The organism is Paracrocinitomix mangrovi (genome assembly GCF_019740355.2).
Taxonomy (GTDB): Bacteria; Bacteroidota; Bacteroidia; order Flavobacteriales_D; family Crocinitomicaceae; genus Paracrocinitomix; species Paracrocinitomix mangrovi.
In genome coordinates this window covers 160,674-181,653 of sequence record NZ_CP091819.1, presented here as the reverse complement: position 1 = coordinate 181,653, position 20,980 = coordinate 160,674, and the positions used below count along the sequence as shown (strand labels likewise).

General features: G+C 34.4%; 20 protein-coding genes and 1 tRNA gene. 5 read left to right on the top strand and 16 right to left on the bottom strand.

Features of this window, described 5'->3' with window-relative positions:
* Positions 1-2: 2 nt before the first annotated feature.
* The 3 genes from K6119_RS00800 to K6119_RS00790 form a co-directional block, all read right to left on the bottom strand.
* A complete protein-coding gene (locus K6119_RS00800) occupies positions 3-614 on the bottom strand; it encodes a carbonic anhydrase family protein (protein WP_221834461.1) in 612 nt (203 codons plus the stop codon).
* A 20-nt stretch (positions 615-634) separates the two neighbouring features.
* Entirely contained in the window at positions 635-2,242 is a 1,608-nt protein-coding gene (locus tag K6119_RS00795; protein ID WP_221834462.1) for a SulP family inorganic anion transporter, read from the bottom strand.
* A gap of 82 nt (positions 2,243-2,324) precedes the next feature.
* Positions 2,325-2,633 carry a hypothetical protein gene (locus K6119_RS00790; RefSeq protein WP_237828067.1) on the bottom strand — a complete coding sequence of 103 codons (309 nt, stop codon included), beginning with the start codon at positions 2,631-2,633 and terminating at the stop codon, positions 2,325-2,327.
* A 157-nt stretch (positions 2,634-2,790) separates the two neighbouring features.
* Here K6119_RS00790 and K6119_RS00785 point away from each other — a divergent pair, with 157 nt between their 5' ends.
* On the top strand, positions 2,791-3,183 hold the full coding sequence (locus K6119_RS00785; RefSeq protein WP_221834464.1) for a DUF1987 domain-containing protein: 393 nt from the start codon (positions 2,791-2,793) through the stop codon (positions 3,181-3,183).
* Here the strand turns inward: K6119_RS00785 and K6119_RS00780 are convergent.
* Genes K6119_RS00780 through K6119_RS00765 form a run of 4 tightly spaced genes read right to left on the bottom strand, consistent with a single transcriptional unit; the run spans position 3,180 to position 5,576 of the window.
* On the bottom strand, positions 3,180-3,836 hold the full coding sequence (locus tag K6119_RS00780; protein WP_221834465.1) for a matrixin family metalloprotease: 657 nt from the start codon (positions 3,834-3,836) through the stop codon (positions 3,180-3,182). The two genes, K6119_RS00785 and K6119_RS00780, sit on opposite strands and share 4 nt — an antisense overlap.
* A 1-nt stretch (position 3,837) precedes the next feature.
* A complete protein-coding gene (gene folD, locus K6119_RS00775) occupies positions 3,838-4,710 on the bottom strand; it encodes a bifunctional methylenetetrahydrofolate dehydrogenase/methenyltetrahydrofolate cyclohydrolase FolD (protein WP_221834466.1) in 873 nt (290 codons plus the stop codon).
* A gap of 52 nt (positions 4,711-4,762) precedes the next feature.
* Positions 4,763-5,164, bottom strand: coding sequence for a c-type cytochrome (locus K6119_RS00770; RefSeq protein WP_221834467.1), 402 nt, complete (start codon positions 5,162-5,164; stop codon positions 4,763-4,765).
* 19 nt (positions 5,165-5,183) lie between these two features.
* Positions 5,184-5,576: a hypothetical protein gene (locus K6119_RS00765; protein ID WP_221834468.1), complete on the bottom strand. Its 393-nt coding sequence runs from the start codon at positions 5,574-5,576 to the stop codon at positions 5,184-5,186.
* A gap of 116 nt (positions 5,577-5,692) precedes the next feature.
* Between K6119_RS00765 and K6119_RS00760 the strand changes: the two genes are divergently transcribed.
* A complete protein-coding gene (locus K6119_RS00760; protein WP_221834469.1) occupies positions 5,693-6,916 on the top strand; it encodes an MFS transporter in 1,224 nt (407 codons plus the stop codon).
* Here the strand turns inward: K6119_RS00760 and K6119_RS00755 are convergent.
* The 9 genes from K6119_RS00755 to K6119_RS00715 all read right to left on the bottom strand — a co-directional run bounded on the left by K6119_RS00755 (position 6,913) and on the right by K6119_RS00715 (position 16,656).
* On the bottom strand, positions 6,913-9,816 hold the full coding sequence (locus K6119_RS00755; RefSeq protein WP_221834470.1) for an ATP-binding protein: 2,904 nt from the start codon (positions 9,814-9,816) through the stop codon (positions 6,913-6,915). The two genes, K6119_RS00760 and K6119_RS00755, sit on opposite strands and share 4 nt — an antisense overlap.
* Positions 9,817-9,820: 4 nt before the next feature.
* Positions 9,821-10,519: a transmembrane-type terpene cyclase gene (locus tag K6119_RS00750; RefSeq protein WP_221834471.1), complete on the bottom strand. Its 699-nt coding sequence runs from the start codon at positions 10,517-10,519 to the stop codon at positions 9,821-9,823.
* Positions 10,520-10,524: 5 nt separating this feature from the next.
* Positions 10,525-11,673, bottom strand: a complete 1,149-nt coding sequence (locus tag K6119_RS00745) for an oxygenase MpaB family protein (protein ID WP_221834472.1) — start codon at positions 11,671-11,673, stop codon at positions 10,525-10,527.
* 270 nt (positions 11,674-11,943) lie between these two features.
* Positions 11,944-12,888, bottom strand: coding sequence for a PorP/SprF family type IX secretion system membrane protein (locus tag K6119_RS00740; RefSeq protein WP_221834473.1), 945 nt, complete (start codon positions 12,886-12,888; stop codon positions 11,944-11,946).
* 68 nt (positions 12,889-12,956) lie between these two features.
* Complete coding sequence (locus K6119_RS00735; RefSeq protein WP_221834474.1) at positions 12,957-13,403, bottom strand: hypothetical protein; 447 nt, start codon at positions 13,401-13,403, stop codon at positions 12,957-12,959.
* An 86-nt stretch (positions 13,404-13,489) separates the two neighbouring features.
* Positions 13,490-13,882 carry an Lcl domain-containing protein gene (locus tag K6119_RS00730; protein ID WP_221834475.1) on the bottom strand — a complete coding sequence of 131 codons (393 nt, stop codon included), beginning with the start codon at positions 13,880-13,882 and terminating at the stop codon, positions 13,490-13,492.
* Positions 13,883-14,150: 268 nt separating this feature from the next.
* Positions 14,151-14,738 (bottom strand): hypothetical protein, encoded by a 588-nt coding sequence (locus tag K6119_RS00725; protein WP_221834476.1) that lies wholly within the window; start codon positions 14,736-14,738, stop codon positions 14,151-14,153.
* A gap of 230 nt (positions 14,739-14,968) precedes the next feature.
* Positions 14,969-16,123 (bottom strand): hypothetical protein, encoded by a 1,155-nt coding sequence (locus K6119_RS00720; protein ID WP_221834477.1) that lies wholly within the window; start codon positions 16,121-16,123, stop codon positions 14,969-14,971.
* A 448-nt stretch (positions 16,124-16,571) separates the two neighbouring features.
* Positions 16,572-16,656, bottom strand: a tRNA-Ser gene (locus tag K6119_RS00715).
* Between the two features lie 209 nt (positions 16,657-16,865).
* On the opposite strand from K6119_RS00715, the gene K6119_RS00710 reads away from it, so the two are divergent.
* The 3 genes from K6119_RS00710 to K6119_RS00700 are packed head-to-tail and all read left to right on the top strand — an operon-like array spanning position 16,866 to position 20,947.
* Positions 16,866-18,314, top strand: coding sequence for a GWxTD domain-containing protein (locus K6119_RS00710; RefSeq protein WP_221834478.1), 1,449 nt, complete (start codon positions 16,866-16,868; stop codon positions 18,312-18,314).
* A 48-nt stretch (positions 18,315-18,362) separates the two neighbouring features.
* On the top strand, positions 18,363-19,385 hold the full coding sequence (locus K6119_RS00705; RefSeq protein ID WP_221834479.1) for a glycosyltransferase family 2 protein: 1,023 nt from the start codon (positions 18,363-18,365) through the stop codon (positions 19,383-19,385).
* A complete protein-coding gene (locus K6119_RS00700; protein WP_221834480.1) occupies positions 19,382-20,947 on the top strand; it encodes an ArnT family glycosyltransferase in 1,566 nt (521 codons plus the stop codon). The genes K6119_RS00705 and K6119_RS00700 overlap by 4 nt, the downstream gene beginning before the upstream one ends.
* The last annotated feature ends 33 nt before the right edge of the window (positions 20,948-20,980 follow it).

Below are 20,980 nucleotides of genomic sequence, written 5' to 3'. Positions count from 1 at the left end.
GCTTATAAAAATTCTACTTCTCCGGATTCTACGCTATACATAGCTCCGACTATTTCAATTTCTCCGTTTTTTTCCATTTCCGATAAAACAGCACTTCTTTCTCTGATTTCATTAATGGCCATTTTAACATTCTCTACTGTTACTTGTTCAATGGCTTCACGTTCCATTTTACCTCCTGATGGATTTACTTTTTGTACAGCAGGCTGAATCTTATTTAAAAGTGGCGTAAGATTACCCATTTCAACATGATTACAAGCTCCGTTTACCGCTCCACAACGTGTATGTCCCATTACGACAACAATCTTTGAACCTGCCAGTTTACATGCAAACTCCATAGATCCTAAAATGTCTTCATTGACAATATTTCCGGCGATTCTTACACTAAAAATATCTCCAATACCCTGATCAAATACCAATTCTGCAGGCACTCGAGAATCAATACAACTCAACACTACTGCAAATGGAAATTGACCTGTACTAGTAGCCAAAACTTGCTCTTTTAAATTTCGTTGTGCTTTAACATTTTGAACAAATCTATAATTCCCTTCTACTAAAATTCGGTGGGCATCTGCTGGGGTTAAATGTTCTTGTATTTCTTTAGTTTGTGTTCTCATTACTTATTTTAAAATAATATTTAATGACCCATTGAAACCTGGGTTAATTTTTCTTCTTGAATAATTTCTACTTTGATGTCTCTATCCTCTGCTCCTGCTACAAAGTCTCTAATTGCTTCACTGACATCATAATCAATACTGATGGTATTAGTTAAATCTATGATTACTTCTGAACCATCTTCAATCTTATCTAATCTTGCCAAAATACTGGCTTTGTTTAAAAATGTAGTATGCTGTGAAAAGGTTAAATGCACCTTATTATCTCCTTTATCACCTTGTATAAAAAATGACATTTTAAAGTTTCTATAAAGGATAATAATAAAGGCTACCCCTATTCCACTTCCTACACCAATCAATAAATCCGTAAGTAGCATCATAATTATTACTACGAAAAATGGCACATACTGCGCCCAACCAGACTTGATCATTTGAATCATGCCTTTTGGACTGGCCAATTTCCAACCTATTAACAAAAGAACTGCCGCTAATGTTGCGCGAGGAATCATATTTAATAATCCCGGTATAGCCACAATAAATCCTAACAAGAAGATTCCGTGAATGATGGCTGACATTTTTGATTTAGCACCGGCAGTAATATTTGCTGATGATCTTACGATTACTTGGGTGATTGGTAATCCTCCTAATAAACCTGAAATCATATTTCCAATACCTTGAGCCCTTAGTTCTCTGTTCATTGGAGTTCTACCTTTAAAGGGGTCCATTTTATCTGTAGCTTCCACACACAAAAGTGATTCAATAGAGGCTACTAAGGCAATAACAATTGCAACCCGCCAAACTGCAGGATCTGAGATTGCTGCAAAATTTGGAAAGTATAACATCCCTTTAAATTCTTCAAAATTTGCAGGTTGAGGCACATTCACCAAATGTTCTCCTTCTATCAATAAAGACGGATTTGATTGCAACAAAACAGCAATGGCAATTGAAACAAGAATAGCAATTAGTGGTCCTGGAATTTGACTTAAAAACTTATTTGTTTTAATAAATTTTAATCCCCATACAATTAGTATTACTAATGAGATAACAGCTACAAGTGTTGCTCCCCAATGAACATTATCCAACATATATCCTAGTTCAGAAAAGGTGTTATGTCCATCAGTTTGAAAGAAATTCATATCCCCTTCAGGGTCTTTATCATACCCAAAAAAGTGAGGTAATTCTTTAATAAAAATGGTTATTCCAATACCGGCCAACATTCCCTTGATCACAGAAAATGGAATATAATAGGCGACAAATCCTGCCCTAATCAAACCAAAAATAAATTGAAATGCACCTCCAAGAGCTACGGCTAAAGCAAATTTTTCGAAACCTCCTCCGGCAAAACCTCCAAATTCTACAATGGCAACACTTACAATGGTTATTAAACCAGCTGCAGGACCACTTACTCCAAACCTTGATCCACTAAATGTTCCTACTATAATTCCTCCAACAATACCGGCTATAATTCCCGGCATTACTACTCCGTCAAATGCTTCTAAAGTAGCAGTGGCTTTGTAAGAAGTTGAGGCTAATGATATACCTAAACAAAGCGGAAGAGCAACGAAAAACACTACCAAACCGGCAGTGATGTCAAACTTTAAATTTTTAAATAAACTTTTTTCTTCTTTCATAAGTTAGATGGTGCTTAATACAATTATTTTTAAGCTTGCTGTATACAAGCCAAAGGTGTAGATGGTAATGTGTAATAATTGATTAAGCTAACTCCGGAGGTGGAAGTACTACCCCGGGATCGAATGCCTGGTAGTCAGGTATCAGTCCATGAAAGAATGACTCATTACGTTCTTCAAGGCGAGAAAGGTGTTCAATGTTATAAGCAAATAACTTGTCTGACTCTTCCTCTAAATCATCTAATTCACTCTCTTCAACATCTTCTTCCTCTTCCCCTTCAAACTCACAAAGCTCTTGCTTCACATCTAATATATGAAAGCAAAGCTTCAATGCTGGTTTTGCGGCGAAAAACAGAATCAGAATAACAAGAATGTATTTATATGATCTGATCATTGAATTTGATAGCGTTTTTGTAAAAGTAATGAGAATTTTGAAAAAACTTATTTCAAACCAATTCAATTTATTAGAAAGTTTAGTCAAACAAATCCACCAATATATAGCTCATTTTTCAGTGGTTTAGTTATATTTGTTTTAAACGCTAGTTTCAATTATGCCTTACAGTATTGAAGGAAAAAGAAGATCTTTAAAAGTAGAAATTGATGAAAACAAAGGTTCGCTTTTGTTTGCGGGAGTTTCTCTGCCTGAAAATACAAATGCATTTTTTGAGCCTATTCTGGAAGTTGTTGAAAGCTATCTTAATACTCCGAAAGAACAAACCACAGTTGACTTTTACATTGAATACCTAAATACAAGTTCTGCTTTGTATTTACGAAGAATTGTAATGGCTTGTGAAGCAAAACTGAACAATGATCAATTAACTGTTAACTGGCATTTTGAGGCAGATGATGACGATATCAGAGAATTTGGTGTTGACTTCAAATCCATCTTCAAAAATGTTGATATCAACTTAATTGAAATTAGTCAAAATCCTTACGGGAGCTAACGGATTTTCCTCCAACAATCTTTACACAATTCGCCTGTGCTATTATCAATTGTCTTAATGGTTTCATTGGCGTCATTCATCAAACAATTTTGCTCAGGACAATGATGTAATCCCAGCACATGTCCAACTTCATGACAAGATATTCGCGTGAGTCTTTTGAAAAAGGTTTTATCACTGACATCTTTGTGCAATCTGTTAGATGAAACTACACAGGCATTACCTTTTATTCTTCCTAATCCAAATATTCCAAAGTCTTTGTACATCCATTCAGGTTCTTTGATTTCCCTTCCTGAAATGTCTTTATACTTTGTGATGGAAATATCTCTATTGGTAAGTCCCACCAACATATCTACCGTATCTGGCACCCTTTCTGACAGCCATTGAACCAATGTATCTGCACGGTATCTAGGATACCTAATTTCAGTATAAGCCCTATCAGGTAATGGAACATGTTCGTATACCACCACTTCCAAGTCATACATCTCTTCAATTGATTTTTTTACTGAATCAATTTCAGCTTGTGCAATGTCTCCAAATGGTTGAATCCCTATCTTCTTTTCATCATCTGAAAAAATTCCTTTTCCCTCGCATGCAAACAAAAATGCGATTCCAATTAGTATCGAAATCGCATTGTATATAGTTCTTTTTTTCATCTTATTTCAGGTCTATGGCCTTGAGTGTGTTTAACATCAAAGATGCTATGGTCAATGGTCCTACTCCTCCTGGCACTGGTGTAATGTATGAACTTTTAGCAGCCACTTCGTCATATTTCACATCTCCCAACAATCTGAATCCTGACTTTTTACTGTCATCCGGAATTCTGTGAATACCAACATCAACAACTACTGCGCCTTCTTTCACCATATCGGCCGAAACAAATTCAGGTTTTCCAATAGCAACAATTAAAATATCAGCTTGCTTTGTAATCTCTGAAAGATTTTGCGTTCGTGAATGGGTAAGTGTCACAGTACAGTTCCCTACCTCAGTGTTTCGGGACATTAAAATGCTCATTGGCGTTCCAACAATGTGACTTCTCCCTATTACAACGCAATTTTTTCCTGAGGTTTCAATTTTGTATCGCTTAAGTAGTTCAACAATTCCTGCAGGAGTTGCGGGCAAAAATCCCGGAAGTCCTAAAATCATTCTTCCCAGATTCTCCGGATGGAAACCATCAACATCTTTAGCTGGTTTAACTGCCAAAGTCACCTTTTCTTCATCAATATGCTTTGGTAATGGTAACTGAACTATAAATCCATCTACATCATCATCATTGTTTAACTCATCAACTTTGTTGAGTAGTTCAGCTTCAGAAATTGTATCAGGCAATTCAATTAAAGTGGATTTAAAACCTACCGCTTCACAATTCTTTACTTTTGAATTCACATAGGTTCTACTTGCACCATCATTCCCTACAATTACTGCAACTAAATGAGGTGTTTTTTTACCCTGATTTTTGATTTCAACTACCTTTTGAGCGATTTCTTCTCTAATCTCGGCAGCAATTTTTTTACCATCCAGTATTTCCATCCTCTAAAATTAATATCGGAAAAGTAAAAAACAAATTATAAGAAAGGATTATTTACGGAAGATCAGAAGAACTTACTTCTCCTCCTTCATTTCCCCAAGCATTCAGTATATAGTTCACAACTTCAACAGCTTCTTCTTCAGAAACGCTTTGAGGAGGCATTACATTGTCATATTCTACGCCATTCACAACCATTACTTCACTGCTTCCTTCCAACACTTGTTTTAACGCTCTTTTTGGATTTGCTAACAAATAATCAGAAGCAGCTAATGGCGGAAAAGTTCCTTCTAATCCCTTACCGTCTTCCATGTGACAAGCAATACAACTTCTGTCGTAAATTTCTTTTCCTTTGGGGTAAACTGAAACTGCAGGATCATCCGAAAATTCATCATATTCAGACGAATTACCACAAGCAAACAATAAAAATAGCGGACTTAAATAGATGAGAACTTTCACTTTGTTTTTTAAGGCAAATTTACAGATTTTCTGTGTAGACGGTGGCATTGAGTTTTATATATCGTTGTCCTGTATGAATGGTATCATAACCTTCTATTATCGTGGAAGATCCATTTTTCGGATATTCATCAATATCATAAGGCTGCATGCTAAAAGTGATCGTTCCAAGAGTCAATCTGTTGTCTTTTACATACCAGGTTTTAACTTTAGTATGATCTCTTAAACTATTGTTGTCGTACCATTCAACTTTACCCGTACCATCCTGATTAATTGTAATAACTTCAGATTCGGTAAGTGAAATATTGTGTTGCCAAATTCCAATTAATGAAGGAGCTTCAGCATCTACACTTTCTTTGTTGCATGAAAACACGAACAAGGTTAACACTATTATTAACACTTTAAAAATCTTCACTTTGAATTTAATTTTTAGACTTATTCTCAATACCAAAATTATTTCTTGAAATTTAGTGAAATATTCTGTCCAGCCATCCGTCTAAGATTGTTCAATACTATACAAGTCTACTCAAATTGATACACAAAAAATTACTACCAGCCTATTTACTCACCTTTGTTAACGTACTTGGATTCAGTATTCTAATGCCTGTACTACCATTTATTGTGGAAGATTACGGCGCACAAGAATGGGTGTATGGTTTGTTCATGACACTTTATTCAGCTTTTCAATTTTTTGGGGCACCTTATTTAGGTGCCATGTCAGATTCAAGAGGAAGAAAACCGGTATTAATAATCAGTCAGGCTGGAACACTACTGAGTTGGATAGTATTTATTATAGCGCTAACATTACCTAATGTTAGCATTTGGGGATTATCAATACCACTACTCATTATTGGTGTTAGCAGGATTTTTGACGGATTGACAGGAGGTAATACATCTGTAGCTTTTGCTTACGTATCAGACATCACAAGTCGTGAGGAAAAAATCTACATCTTTTCTTACTTAGGTGGGATATCCGCAATTGGTATGATAGTAGGTCCGGGACTTGGAGGAATTGCAGCTTCAGGGAGTTTAGGAAGCATGGGAGCCATTATTTTAGCCGCAGGAATTTCAGTTATCACCTTGATCACCCTCTTTTTCTGGATTAAAGAATCACATCCTGAAGAGAAAAGAAGACCGAGAGAAAGAAAACCTATTATTTACAACATTTTTATTCTAAGAAGAATCAGAGAAATACAGCCTAAGCCCATCATTAAACTCATTTTTATTTTAAAGTTATTGGTGTCAATGATGATGGCTTTTTATTTATCAACGATTGCCTTGTTCTTAATAGACTTATTTGAATTTACTAAGGTTCAACTAGGTCAATTCATGTTGGTAGTTGGGGTATTTTTATTCTTCAACCAAGTTGTAATTTCTAAGTGGGTGATCAGAAAAATTGGAGCAGGTAAAACACTGATTTTAGGGTTAATCTTCTCTACTTTCGGATTGTTTTTTATCACTTTAACAGATAATATCTACGCTTACATTGCTTTCTACTACATCATGAACCTGGGGATTTCTTTGTGTTTCCCAACAATTAATTCATTGATATCAATTCATGCTGACCCTCAAAAACAAGGCGAAATTATGGGAATTAGCGAATCTTTGAATTCGTTAGCTCTGGCTATTTTCCCTGTACTTGGTGCTACGCTTTACATGTATTATGGATCACACATTTACTGGGCGATTGCAGCCTTACCTTTTATTGGATTAATTGTAGGATTAACCAATAGAAAAGTGTTTCAGGAAGCTTAAACTTGCATTCCCCATTTTTTGTAATGGTCTATATAGTCATCCTGGTTTTTATAATCAGAAAGAATATCATAAGACAAGCCGGCGTAATGATTAAAACCTCCGTTTTGAGCTAATTCAGCACCTTTTTCTAAGGTAGCATAATCACCATTTGATAATTCATTTACACCATTCAAAATACTAAGTCTGTGTAAATGATTATCAGCTACTGCATCAGACCATTTAGTAATTTTTTGAATGCTTGTTTTTAGCCATTTGTTAAGATCACTGGTTTTGAAGTCATTTTGATTTTCCTTCAGCATCATTGCAGCTGCTAATCCTCTTAAAAATGTAAATTCTGTTTGAAAATATAGTCCGGTTAAATTTTGAATTGAACTCTCATATTCTTGAGCTACTTGAAGTGTTTTTTTCCAATTCTTATTAAAAGTGTATTTAACCATTTCCATTATTCCGTACATTCCTTTAATCATAGTATTTTGGCTATGATTAATAATTGCTTTGATCTCTCTTTCTTGATAATCCTGCTCAAGTTGCATGAGTTCTTTTACCTGGTACTTAAATACAATTTGAAATTCGATAAAATCAGTGGTATCCAATAGCTCACAATATGTCAGATTCTGTTCTACTTTAGCAAGCACATCATGCAAGGAATATCCTGCAGAAAAATAGGTAAGTGATTCATTAATGGTAGTTTCTGCAGATGCAATAAAATCTCCTGCTGCATGAGATTTACTTCTAGCTGATTCGTAATAAGGAATAGTATCTTTTAAAGGGTATTTAAAGGCCTTATAAATGGCTCTTCCAAATTCAACTTCACCAGATTCGTTGCCAAATTTTTGAGCTATTTTATCTCCCAACTCACAATACTTGTATGCAGATTTATAATCATCTGTGCCGGCTCCTACAATCACACCATAAGCCATCAAACCACTAAATGAATCTCCATTTATTCCATGCTTTAGGGTTAGACGCAACTTCTTAAGCGCCAAATAACCATTCAACATTGGATTCAGATATTGTGCTGTTCTAAAAACCCAAAAGAAATATTTAAAAGCCAATTTAACCTCTTCATTTTTTAGTTCAGGTAATGATAAAATTTGTTCTTCTGTCTTGTTACCCAAAACCATTTTTGTTCGAACAAAAGCTAATCCAACATCTAGCTTATTCACATTTTTCGGAACTCTAATTCCTGATTTTCTGATATTTTCAACTCCTCTTTCTAAGGCCTTTTTAAGTTCTCCATCTTTAATATCCAATATCAACTTCACTAATTCCAATCTAATCAAGTGCTCTTTTTTAAGCTCTTTTTTAGCTATATCATATAAGCTTGTTGAAAGCTTTGATTGATTATTTATTTTGGCCAATGGACAGCTTTCACTGATCAATTCATGTAAAAGCTCATAATCTGCTTTCCAATTGAAATCTTCTAAATACTTTAAGGCATTTTTTGCATATTCTAGAGCTGCTTGAAAAGAAGCTGACATGCGTGCTCTTTTTGCTGCCTTTATATTCAGTTCAATTGTTATTCTTTTCTCGTCTTTAGATGCCCCTTTGTCAATGGCCAAATTAAGATGATAAGCAGCCTGGTAAACATCTCGATCTTGAAGTCCAAGAAGTGAACCCGACAGGTAATAATCCGCTATTTTCTTATGGATTTCTGCCCTAACATTTTTACTTATCAGTGTAGCCAAATATTCTTGTACATAGGCGTCTTTAAAGTCGTAATTGGTAAACCTTAAGGCATCATCCTTGCTTTGATCCATTGCACCTAAAGGAATCATGATTCCTAACTTTACAGATTTCTGAAAAATGTCGTGAATATCATCTTCATGATGTAAAGTTATTTTATGAATAAACGGAACATTGATGTGAGGGTAAAAACAAACCGATAATGTTAAAATCTTTAACTCTTCTTCATCTAGCGTTTGAACTTTATATTCCAACAATTTGGCTAAGATCTGATCCTGACTTTGCGTAAATTGAACTTTTGATAATACTTGCCATTTATCATTCTTGTAAACAAGTTCTTTATCCAGGTATAACCTTTCTAAAACTTCTTTAATGGCTCTGAAATTACCATCAGTAGCATTGTAAAATGATTCAACCGAATTTGATCCGTTCTCAAATTCAACATTTATTGCATCCAGAAAATCGTTCAATTGAATCTTAGTTAGATTCTCAAGTTTTACGTGACTATAATCAGCAAACTTAACACCTGTTGAAATTAAATTTGACAATTCAACAGGGTGGTTGATATTATCTGTTCCATTGGTTAGGAATAAAATCAAACCAGGTACTTTTTGTCTTAATAAATAAGTTAAAAATGCAATTGAAGAACTGTCTGCCTGCTCAATGTTATCAATATGGAGGATTAATTTTGATTCACTTCGGTCAATAAAAAATTTAACAAATCTGGTTAGTACCGTATTGACTTTATTCTGAACTAACTGAGGCGATTTATCAGTCAAGTCCTGATCCAATTGATCTTTAGAGAAGATATTTTTCAGCAAAGGAAAAACTACTTGAAGATAAGCCGCATCCTGTGTAAATTCATGTTTTAACTCTTGCATCCATTTAATTGATGCCTCATTACTTTCTGCGGTAAAATGTCTCAATGGAGAGTTAAAAAGTTGGGCTATTCCCTGATATGGGTCAGAGGGTCCGTTTATTTGATAATCTCCTTTTAAGTATGTAAATTCTACTAACTCCTCACAAATTGCCTCTATTAAAAAGGTTTTACCAACACCTGAGCCTCCTTCAACATGAAATAGGCAAATATCATCCGGATTTTTTGATCGTATTTTAGATGATATATACTGGACTAGATCCTTTTTCCCAAAAGAATTTCTGGGAAAAGTGAATCCTGATCCATATTCGGTTCCTATGTTGTTTGGAGTATTCAATTTATTATGCTGCGTTTACAATTTGCTCTTCAACTTTCCAATTCTTCCCTTGCATTTTGTAAAGCATAATTAAGTAGCTTATATCCAACAAAAATACAACTCCTCCAATTACATGAACGAAAATATTTGGAAAATCAAAATTAAAATAGACGATCGTATAAGCCAGTGTACCCAAGCATTTACACCAAGCCATTAACTTTGAAAATTTTCTTTGCCTCCATTGTCTTAAAAACAGTGTGATAAATAATGTGGAAATAACCACATTTGAAATGTAGGCTGATTGACTCCCCCATTTATGATCGAATCCTGAGGCAATAAAAGTGGCATAAAGTGCAATCCAAATAGCTATTACCGCCAATACCAACCAATTGAAATATTGTTTTATTTCAGGAATGTCAATTTGTTTTTTTCCATACTTAAAAACACCCCATAAAATATAAATATCAAGGAAAAACCAGGCTCTATAACTCCAAACGAAAAACTCTCCCAAATTTATTGTCTGATAGAAAAAGAAGCCCCAGGTAAACTCCCATGAGATGTTCCCTAAAGCACATATCCATGGCATTTCAACATACTTTTCCTCTCTAATTTTTTTAATGATCAGTATATACAATGTGATCCAAAATATCCAACCAATAGAAGTAACTATTAATTCATATGGAGAAAACTCCTTTAAGTTGATCCAATAATTTATATCTCTCATAATGATTAAGCCAATTTCCAATTATGTTTGAGATCAGGAGGGATGTAAAATCTCACTTGTTTATCTTCATTAAAATGGTTCAACATTCCTTGAAGCAATTTACCATTGAAGTTTTCTGCCAAAGTTTTTATGAAATGAACCTTATCTTCTATTTCAGACATTTCATGAAAAAGGTGACCTAATAATCGAGGCGCAATTAACTCAATCAAACTATTGTGATGATTTACTCCTAATTCCTTTGCGATCTCATCTCCTACTAAATATCTAATTAATACTTCTGGTGTATAATCAAATAAATTGCCGGGCATTAATCCTTTCATAAAATCTATCACAGCTTTGGTAAGCTCCTCTCCTTCTTCTGAGCCTTTAACCTGATCAGCTAAAATTGCCTTGCCCAGTTTAAATCCATCTTTATGTGATACAGGATTCAATCTGTCGTCTAATCCCATGATATGGCCAACCACTCGCCAGGAGTGATAATAACCTTGTTTTTCTTCTTCTGATAATTGAATATCCAATTTTTCCAATCCTTCTAAAACTAAAGTTGAAAAAGATTGAAGCGTTCCTGCCATGTCCTGCTGATTAATAGGCAATCCAAATTGTTGAGTGTCCCATCCGTGCTTTAAAATAAAATAACGAATTGAAGCATGAATCAATCTCACCTTTTGAGCAGTTACAATTCCATTTCCACCAGGTTCCATTCCTCCTTTACTGCAAACATTCATAACAAATTGAGATGTTTCCATTAATCTTCTGGTGAACATCTTTAATGATCCTTGATGTTCGGTCATCCTCCCTGTTGTGTACAATACCTTTGCACCATTAGCACACGCATATGCTTCAGGTAATGATTTGCACAAAAGACACATAGATACTTGTGGACCGAATCGCGCAAAAACGTCTTCTCCAATTTTCAATAATTCAGGATCTGTCCAATCAGGCAAAATCTCAGTTTGTCTAAAATATGCCTGAATTACTGCTGGAAGTTCAGTTTGATCTACATCCGCATTGTTGCGCAATGTTTTAAATACAGCATTAATATTTGATTGATCACCAACAGATAAAATTTTGGCAATTACTTCATCAGCTAAAGGGTCTGATTGTAATCTAAATTGTGCAAATTCCTGATGGCTAGGAAGTAAATAGTCAGTCATGGGTTGTAGTAGGTTTCTGACAATCAAAATATCTATTTGATTTTAACTAGAACTACAATTTTCGACGACCTTAATTTTTTTTAGGATAAATTCAGTGTTTAAACACATGTAAATTTTATTCAATTCAGCCCTAAGGCGTATAAGCCGCAATTTTACTAGGTGTTTACACGTATATATTTATACTTCTAGTACCTAAAGTTTTACAACCTATTATAAAAAATCCGCATCATCAAAAAGACAATGCGGACAAACTTGAACAATCATAGTTAATTACTCTAACACAAAAGGATTTCCATGTCTTCCAAATCCTTTAGGTGGCGGAAAAATACAGAAGTTAAACATCAGCTCATGCGTACCTTTTCCATAAGTATTTAAAGGGTTTGTCATAATGTCAAATGAATAACCGAACTTCATCATATTCACTTTTACATTTCTTCTTGGTGAAATAGCAAAACCTGCACTAATAGCCACGGCGTCTGCCATTCTATAAGAAAGGCCTCCCCATAAATAAGAATGCGTATTCAACCAAAAGTCTCCCATTACATTCACATCAAAAACCATTGTAGCACCATCTGCTTTAATTAATACGCTAGGTTTTAAATCAATTTTTCTATCTGTATTAAGTGCGTAGTTGTATCCGGCTAAAACATAATAATGTCTGGCAATATTAAAGTTGATATTAGTGAGATTAGCAGGAGCAACATGTGTGGTTGAAATTCCAACATAGTAAGGTCTATTTCCATGCCAATACAAGCCTAAATTCATATCAAAACCGGTTCCTGCAACTGAACCCGGTAATACAGGATCATAAGGAGTTTGTGGAGGAATCCAATTAGGTGAAAAAGCTACATTGATGATTCCTAAACCTATTCCACTACTCAATACACCTGCAGGAGTTTTTAAATGAAAAGCACCATTCAATGTTAGGGTGTTATTTCTTTGAAAACCAATTGCATCATTAGTGAATGACATTCCTACACCAAAACCTTGTTGAGGAATATTGCCCTGAATATTAATCAAGGTAGTATTTGGGGCATCCTGTACTCTATCCCATTGATTTCTGTAAATAAATGTTCCACAAAAGCCATTAAATCCCGTTGCGGCAGGATTGTAAGACATTTTATCAAAAATATAATGCGTTAATTGTTTGTCTTGTTGCCCAAAAGAAAGCTGCCCAAACAATAAAAAAACTAAAAGAGGTAATGTATGTTTCATAGTGATTGATTTTTCATTCACTATGTGTATGTCATAAAATTTTGATGGTAACCTTAAGATAATTAAAACTAGAATAGATTTAATTGAACATCACCACCCAGATAGTAATTAGTACCGTAGGTATACAATTTATTCCAGATTATATAATGTAAAAATATGGAATGATCTGAAGGATTATAAACACCCTGACCTTCGATAACTTTATGATGAGTTCCCCAAACTGCTCCACCTAAGGAAACTGCAGGAAAAGGAATAGAATCCGTTTCAATTGTTAAATTCTCTTCGAAAACTGAAAGCATTATATTGTTTCCCCAAAATGGAAGAGTATCTATTTCTATACTTCCGTATCCATAATCTGTTACATTACAATCAAAATAGGACGTATCTAATACATCACCACTATATGACTTCTTATAGAATGTTCCATGATAATTCCCGCTCATATCATAATCTTCTTCACTTCTACAAGAATAAAATGACAATAATATTATAAGTACATATGTAATTTTCTTCATTTCAATATGTTACAAATTTTAATGTTTCATCTCTAATTTTAAAATAAATGAGAATGACACTTTACTATATAGTTCACTATATTTTATTAAAAATTACGCACTCCTCTTACGTAATGGGCGTTTGTCATGGTACTAAAACCGGCGGTTCCGTTGTCAAAACGTACATGCTGAGCAGTAGTTGAATTGGTTTTAGTTGAAGTCCAATAAAAATTAGAAGCAAAATTTCCTTGGCCTTTTTGGTGCACTTTAAAGTAGACTGCTTTAAGTTCATCTTCGGATGGTAAATACCAATCTGAATATCCACCTATCGTTGCATCATCACATATTTTTGCTGCACTCAATGGCTCTCCACATCCTGTTAAAATTTCATTTGTGTTAGTTAACCCTGCACCAATTGAGGCATCTGAAGCTCCTGAAACATTGTTTCCACTACTGCACCACCAGGCGTCAGTATCTAAATCTTCAGGGCAAACAACCATTCCTGTCCCGTTATTTTCAAGATAGAAAATATATCCTCCAGCATAATTTTTGGCGTAAAAACTATCTACCGGATAGTCTACTAATAATTCAGAAATGGAAGTGTTCTCATCTAATTGTTGCTGTAGTGATTTAGGATCTTCTTTTTTACAAGCAGAAATAAAAATTACAGCAAATGCGAGTATTATAAATTGTACTTTTCTTATAAGTTGGGTATAAATGATGAAGTAATAAATGTAGTAAAATAATGATTGAAGAGGATCACTTTACCTAATAAAGCTTATTCATAAGAGGCTGAAAATCTTCCAGTTTTGGTAATTCCTTGAGCTTTACAACTTTTTCCGTATACTCCAATATCTCATCTGATGCATAATCCTCCACTTTTTCAATTCTTTTGCCGGTAGATAAATTATAATCAATAAAATACATTTTACCTAAACCATCTGATGAAACATAAGTGTATCCTATAAGTTCAAAATGATTGTTTTGAAATCTAAACTTGTGTTCAAAGTGTCCTCTTAAAAGTTCCATTTCTATCCAAAGAACTCCATTTATTATAGCGACCTGATAAAATCCATCCCCACTCAGAAAACCTTCTTTTCCATTTGGATACTGAGGATCTATTGCTTTTGTTGTTGAAACAATTAGTGATTTATCTCCGCTACTTGTCGTGAAGAATACTTCTAATTTGTAAGGAGCGTTATCCTGTGCTGTATCTTGAGTTACAAGCACCAAATCAGCAATTCCATCCTTATTTAAATCACCAACTGCTGTGGATACAACTACGTTAAAATTGTCTTGTCCAAATGAAATAAAAGCTATTGAACTTAAAATTAGGATGAGGGATCTTAATATCATGATAGAGTAATATAATTATTTACTTTGATTACAACAAGGAGCAATGAGATTGGCTTTTGCTAAAGCAGAAAACATGGTTCCTTCTTCGGTAAAAAAGAAATTAGAAGCTTACCAATAAATCAAAGACATTTATTTAGTTCTAATGTTTGCTATGAATAAAAAAATCCCGCAAACTAAATACTAGTCTGCGGGACAATTTAAATTGTATATAATTATATCATTGATTATCCTTAATTGCAGATAGGCACATCCAATCTAGTTGACGAGCAATCTGAAGTAATTTCTTGCAAAACAACTCCTGATTCTGTTGTAATTAAAGATCCTTTTTTCAAAGTAATTCTGGTTGAACTATTCCCTTTAACTGTGGTTTTACAATTGCCTGTGTTTACAGTAACAGCTTCACTACATTTGTTAATCAACCAAATACCTGAAGATTCCATTGTTCCAATAAATGCATCTTGATTCTTTTTATCTAACTCAGCCTTTGAAAGAGTTCCTGTCTTAGTTTTAACTTTTGACTTATCAGACTCCTTTACATTCAAAGTGAATTCTCCTGATGCTAATACTTTCTCTGCTCCAAACTTTGTTGTGTATTTATGACAATTTTGTTCAGATCTTGAAGCAGTAGGTTCTTCATCTTCAGGAATGTCTATATAAATTTCAAGTTTTATCTGATGTTTTCCTTCTGGTAAAAATTCTAACATAGAATAAAAGAACTGCAAATCTGAAGAAGAATAACCTTCAGCTGAAGAGGGTGATAAACCGGGTTGCCATGTTGTCCACTGATCAATTACTTCTTGATCATATCCATTAAATGTGCTTGTTCCGTCTGAATAATAACTTTTTGAAAAACTATAAGATCCTCCATCAACCGTCCAACGATACATTACATTACTTGCATTGTTAAAACACATCCCCATATTAGCACATTCGTATTGAACAGAATGTGGAAGATAAACTCTGCTGTAAATATTATCAGCTGTAGTAAAAGAAGTTTCAAACATTCCGGACGTTTCCTTTTCTTTTACTATTTCAGTTTTTGAAAAGAGAATTTTTCCAACGTTAGATTTATGAAAATCATAATTCACACCTTGATCAGTAGGAATATTACTACAAGTATACTTCATGTCATCCAATTTGGTCAACTGCCCCATGGCGTCAATTTGCAACTTTATAGTCATAGCGTCTGCACATGTAGGACATGCGTCATATGCTTCTTGCATTTTGGCAACTGCACCCGCATAATTTCCAGATTCAATTAAAGGAGTTGCTTGTTCATAAAGTACTTCCTGTTTTTGCTGATCTGTTGTTTGAGATATTGAATTAATTGGAATAAAAAATAAAATAAATATTCCTGAGAAAATGTGCTTTGAACTGGTTATCATAAAATAGTTTTTTTGAGTAATGTAGATATAATCCCATTATTGTGAATTGATGAATTCTGAATTTTAGATGAATGGATCAATTTCTATTTTTCAAAAGAATAAAACAACATTAGTAAATAACCTCAAAATACGAGAAAAGCAATCAGTTTTATAGATTCACGATTGTTGGGGATAAAAATAGTAAGTCGATTATGAGGTAATATTTATCGATAAATAGAGAATTAAAGTTAATTGTCAATTGAAATATAAAAGCTCATGAGTTTGTTTTTCTCCTGATTACGCGCTCCTTTCAGTCGCTCGTGATCCCGTTTTGGGGGAAGTCTATCCTACAAAAAGTCCCAAAGGCTGTGCCTTTGCTTTTTTTATGTTCACAATACTCATTGAGCAAGCTCATGAGTTTGTTCCATAAAAAAAGTCCTGTGTTTCCACAGGACTTTTTGTTGGTTAGCGGAGAGTGAGGGATTCGAACCCCCGGTACCTTGCGGTACAACAGTTTTCAAGACTGCCGCATTCGACCACTCTGCCAACTCTCCCGGACTCAAAAAAGAGTCTGCCTTTGATTAGGCAGGTGCAAAAGTAGTCATATTTTCCTATTCACAAAATGAAACATAAAAAAATTGAATACTTTTTTTTACCATTTAAATTCTCTGCTGCCGTTAAATAAATGTTTAGAACCTTTGAATCAAATTTTTACTGCCGTAACTTTGTTTCTTACTAAATTGGTAATGATTTAATTTACAGAATGAAGCAACTGTTTACCATATTGTTTATTGGATTTGCTGCAATTTCCTTTGCCAAACCAAGAGCATTTTTCAACTATAAGGTTTTTTACACTCCAGATCAGGCAGCATATGTTACTACCTATCTTCAATTTTCAGGAGGAACATTTAAATATGAAACCAATCAAAATGGAAACCTGGTAACTAAAGTTGAAATCACTCACCTTTTTAGTATTGGTGATTCTGTTGTATTTGTAGATAAATACAGCTTGGATTCTCCTGAAATGATTGATTCAATTGTAGATGACTTCTTTGATATTCAAAATTATGGGCTTGATCCGGGAATCTATGATTATCAGTTAACCATCAAAGATGTTGTTTCCGGTGAAGAGGTTCAAGGAAATCAAAGCCTTAAAATTGATCCATTTACTCCAGATAAATTGCAGTTTTCAGATGTAGCTTTAATTCAGTCTGCAGCTCCATCTGAAGACAAAAACAACTTTGTAAAAAACGGTTTCTTTTTGTTGCCATACATGACCAATTATTTTCCTCCTGAAATGGATAAAATTGCTTTTTACTTTGAAATGTATAATGCCAAAAAAGTGATTGGAGAAGACGAACAGTTTATCATGACATATGAAATCACCAACAACGATAACCAAAAGAAAGTTGAAGGTATTTTCCAACACAAAAGATTGTCTACAGCTCCCGTTATTCCGGTAATCGGCTATTTGCCTATTTCAGGCTTACCATCAGGAGATTATAATGTATTGATCAACATCATTGACAAAAACAATGATACCATTGCCTCTAACTACACATTTTTTCAAAGAAGATCTGATGTGATTCCTCAAGGAATTAGTGTTGAAGATGTTGTATTAGACGCTAAATGGATTGAAGAAATTCCACGTGATTCAATTCCTTATTTTTTAGGAAGTATCATGCCTATCGCTCCTAAATATGAGTATGAAACCATCAGAAAAATGTTAAAATCTGATGACACAACTCGTATGCAAAAATATCTGTTGGCATTTTGGCAACAAACAGCTCCTAACAACACTACTGTTGAATGGTACAAATACAAGAACACAGTTTATTATTGTGAGAAACTGTTTGGTACGCAGATTAAAAATGCCTTTGAAACAGATCGTGGAAGAGTGTGGTTAAAATATGGTGCTCCAAATCAGTTTATTGATAGACCAAATGAACCAAGTGCATATCCTTATCAAATTTGGCACTATTACCGTATTGGACAAAGATCTGACGTTCGCTTTATTTTCTACAATCCTGATTTGGTAACCAATGATTATCCTTTGTTGCACTCTGATATGCAAGGTGAGCTACAAAATTATCGTTGGCAAAATGATCTTTATAAACGAGATTCGCCTAGCTACAACGTAGATGATCCGGGAGGATCTATCCATTATGGAGGAAATGCTAACTTATATTGGAACGAAATAGACAGACGTTAAACAATCTATTTTGTAATTTCACGCCCTTATTAAGGGAGCATCCAATTAATGAAAATAGCTGTTGTCATACTCAACTATAACGGAAAAGACTATTTAGATAAGTTTTTACCTTCTGTAATTCAAAACTCGGCAGATGCTGAAATTTGGGTTGTTGATAATTGTTCAACAGATGATTCGGTTTCATTTTTACAAAGCGAGTATCCTCAGATTCATTTGGTAGAGAACGAAAGCAATGGAGGTTTTGCCAAAGGTTATAATGACGGATTAAAAAAGATTGAGGCTGATTATTACGTGCTGCTGAATTCAGACGTTGAAGTTACTCCTAATTGGATTCAGCCTTGCATTGAATTGTTTCAGCAAGATGATAAAATTGCTGCTTTGCAACCAAAAATATTGGCTGAACAAAACAGACATCAATTTGAACATGCCGGAGCAGCAGGCGGATTTTTAGACAAGAATTACTTTCCTTTTTGCAGGGGCCGCATCTTTGATATAGTTGAAGAAGACAAAGGTCAATTCAATGATACCAAAGAAGTATTTTGGGCTACCGGAGCTTGTTTGTTTATCAAGGCTGACCTATTTCATCAAATGGGTGGATTTGATGAAGACTTTTTTGCCCACATGGAAGAAATTGATCTTTGCTGGAGACTGAAAAGACATGGATACAAAATCTATTACTGTGGCCATTCAACCGTATATCATGTAGGCGGAGGAACGCTAAACTACATGCATCCGCGAAAAACGTATTTGAACTTTAGAAACAGTTTGTATACCATTTACAAAAACCATGAGGGCAGTTTATCAATCCTTTTCAGAAGAATGGTTTTAGATGGAATAGCAGCAAGTTTGTTTTTGTTAAAGTTCCAATTCAAGCACTTTTGGGCTGTTTTTAAGGCGCATATGAGTTTGTATGCAAATCTTAAAAGTTTAAAGAAGAAAAGAAATGCACTAAAACAATCTACTTCTACGTTCAATGCTGTAGGTCTTTACAATAAAAACATCACTTTTAAAAAATTTCTTGGAGGAGTTAAGTATTTTAAGGACCTGAAAGATTCAGATTTTAAATCGTGAGTGAACACCTTGATACCCAAAACTTCCCTATCCTTTTTACCGGATTATTTTTGTTATTGGCTTCAGTTGTAATATTTTACCGAAGTAAAAAATATGGGATATTAACACTGGTAATAGCCAGTGGAGTATTGGCTTATTTCATGGCAGATTTGGATCCTTTTCTCAATTTATGGGATGAACAACAACATGCATTGGTAGCCAAACACATGGCACAACATCCCTTCTATCCTACACTGTATGAATACCCAATATTAGACTATAATTATCAAAATTGGGCCAATAATCATGTATGGATACACAAGCAACCCTTGTTTTTATGGCAAATGGCCTTGAGCATTAAAATCTTTGGTGTAAATGCATTGGCAGTGCGATTACCATCAGTTCTTTTACATGCTCTGCTCACATTAGTCGTTTTCAGAATTGGAAGTATTGTAAAAAATGAGAAAGTAGGTTTTATTGCTGCAGTAATTATTACAGTTGCCAATTTTCCACTTGAACTAGTTGCAGGTAGACTTCCTACTGATCACAATGATATGTCTTTCCTTTTTTATGTCAGCTGGAGCTTTTTATGTTGGTTGGAATATGAAAGATCGAGATCTAAAAAATGGTTGATTTTATTGGGTATATCGGCCGGAGCAGCTGTTTTGGTAAAATGGTTAATGGGATTATTGGTATATGTCTGTTGGGCTGTAGTTATTACTGTAAAACTGAAATTCAAAGTTTGGAAAATCAGCAATTATTTTGACTTGCTTAAAGCTTTTGCCATCTCATTAATCATATTTCTTCCCTGGCAGATATATTGCTTTGTTGTATTTCCAACCGAAGCAGCTCATGAATTTGCTGCATCAGCCAAACATTTCAATGAAGTGGTTGAAGGTCATGGAGGCGAATGGAACTATCATTTTGTAAATGCTTTTAAAGAAATTTATTTCTATTGGGATTATGCCATATTAATTGTCCTTCCTTTTGTAATTATTGGAATTTGGCAAATCAAATCCTTTTCGCACAAGTTGTTTATGGGATTTTTAATAGGTTTTGTATACCTGTTTTTTACCCTGGCAGCCTCCAAAATGTTGGCATTTACAATCATTGCAATGCCTGCGGTGGTAATAGCTTTTGTAATAGGAGCTAAATGGATCTTTGATCAACTTACAATAAAAATCAAATCCGGATTATTGAAATATGTACTGGGAGCAGTAATTGTAGTTTACCCTGCCATCAAAATGTTTAAATGGGATTGGATTGAACTGCATCACTCTACTATTCATTGGGAAGGAGCAGGAAGAATGGACGAGTACAAAGAAATGGCTTTTATTGATCAGCTAAAGGAGAAATACGATAATGAAAAAATTGTTGTTTTTAACGCCAATGTTACCATGGTTGGTCACATTCCGGTTATGTTTTATACAGATTATGTGGCTTACCATTACTTTCCTGAGGACGAACACATTCAAAAAGTGCTGGATGAAGGCTATAAGTGCGTAGTGCTTGACAATGAAAACACGCCGGAGAATTTATATTCAGATGAACGCGTTGAAATGTTCACCTATGATTATCCCTAAATTAAGTAATAAAAAAAGGACCCTGAAATGGAG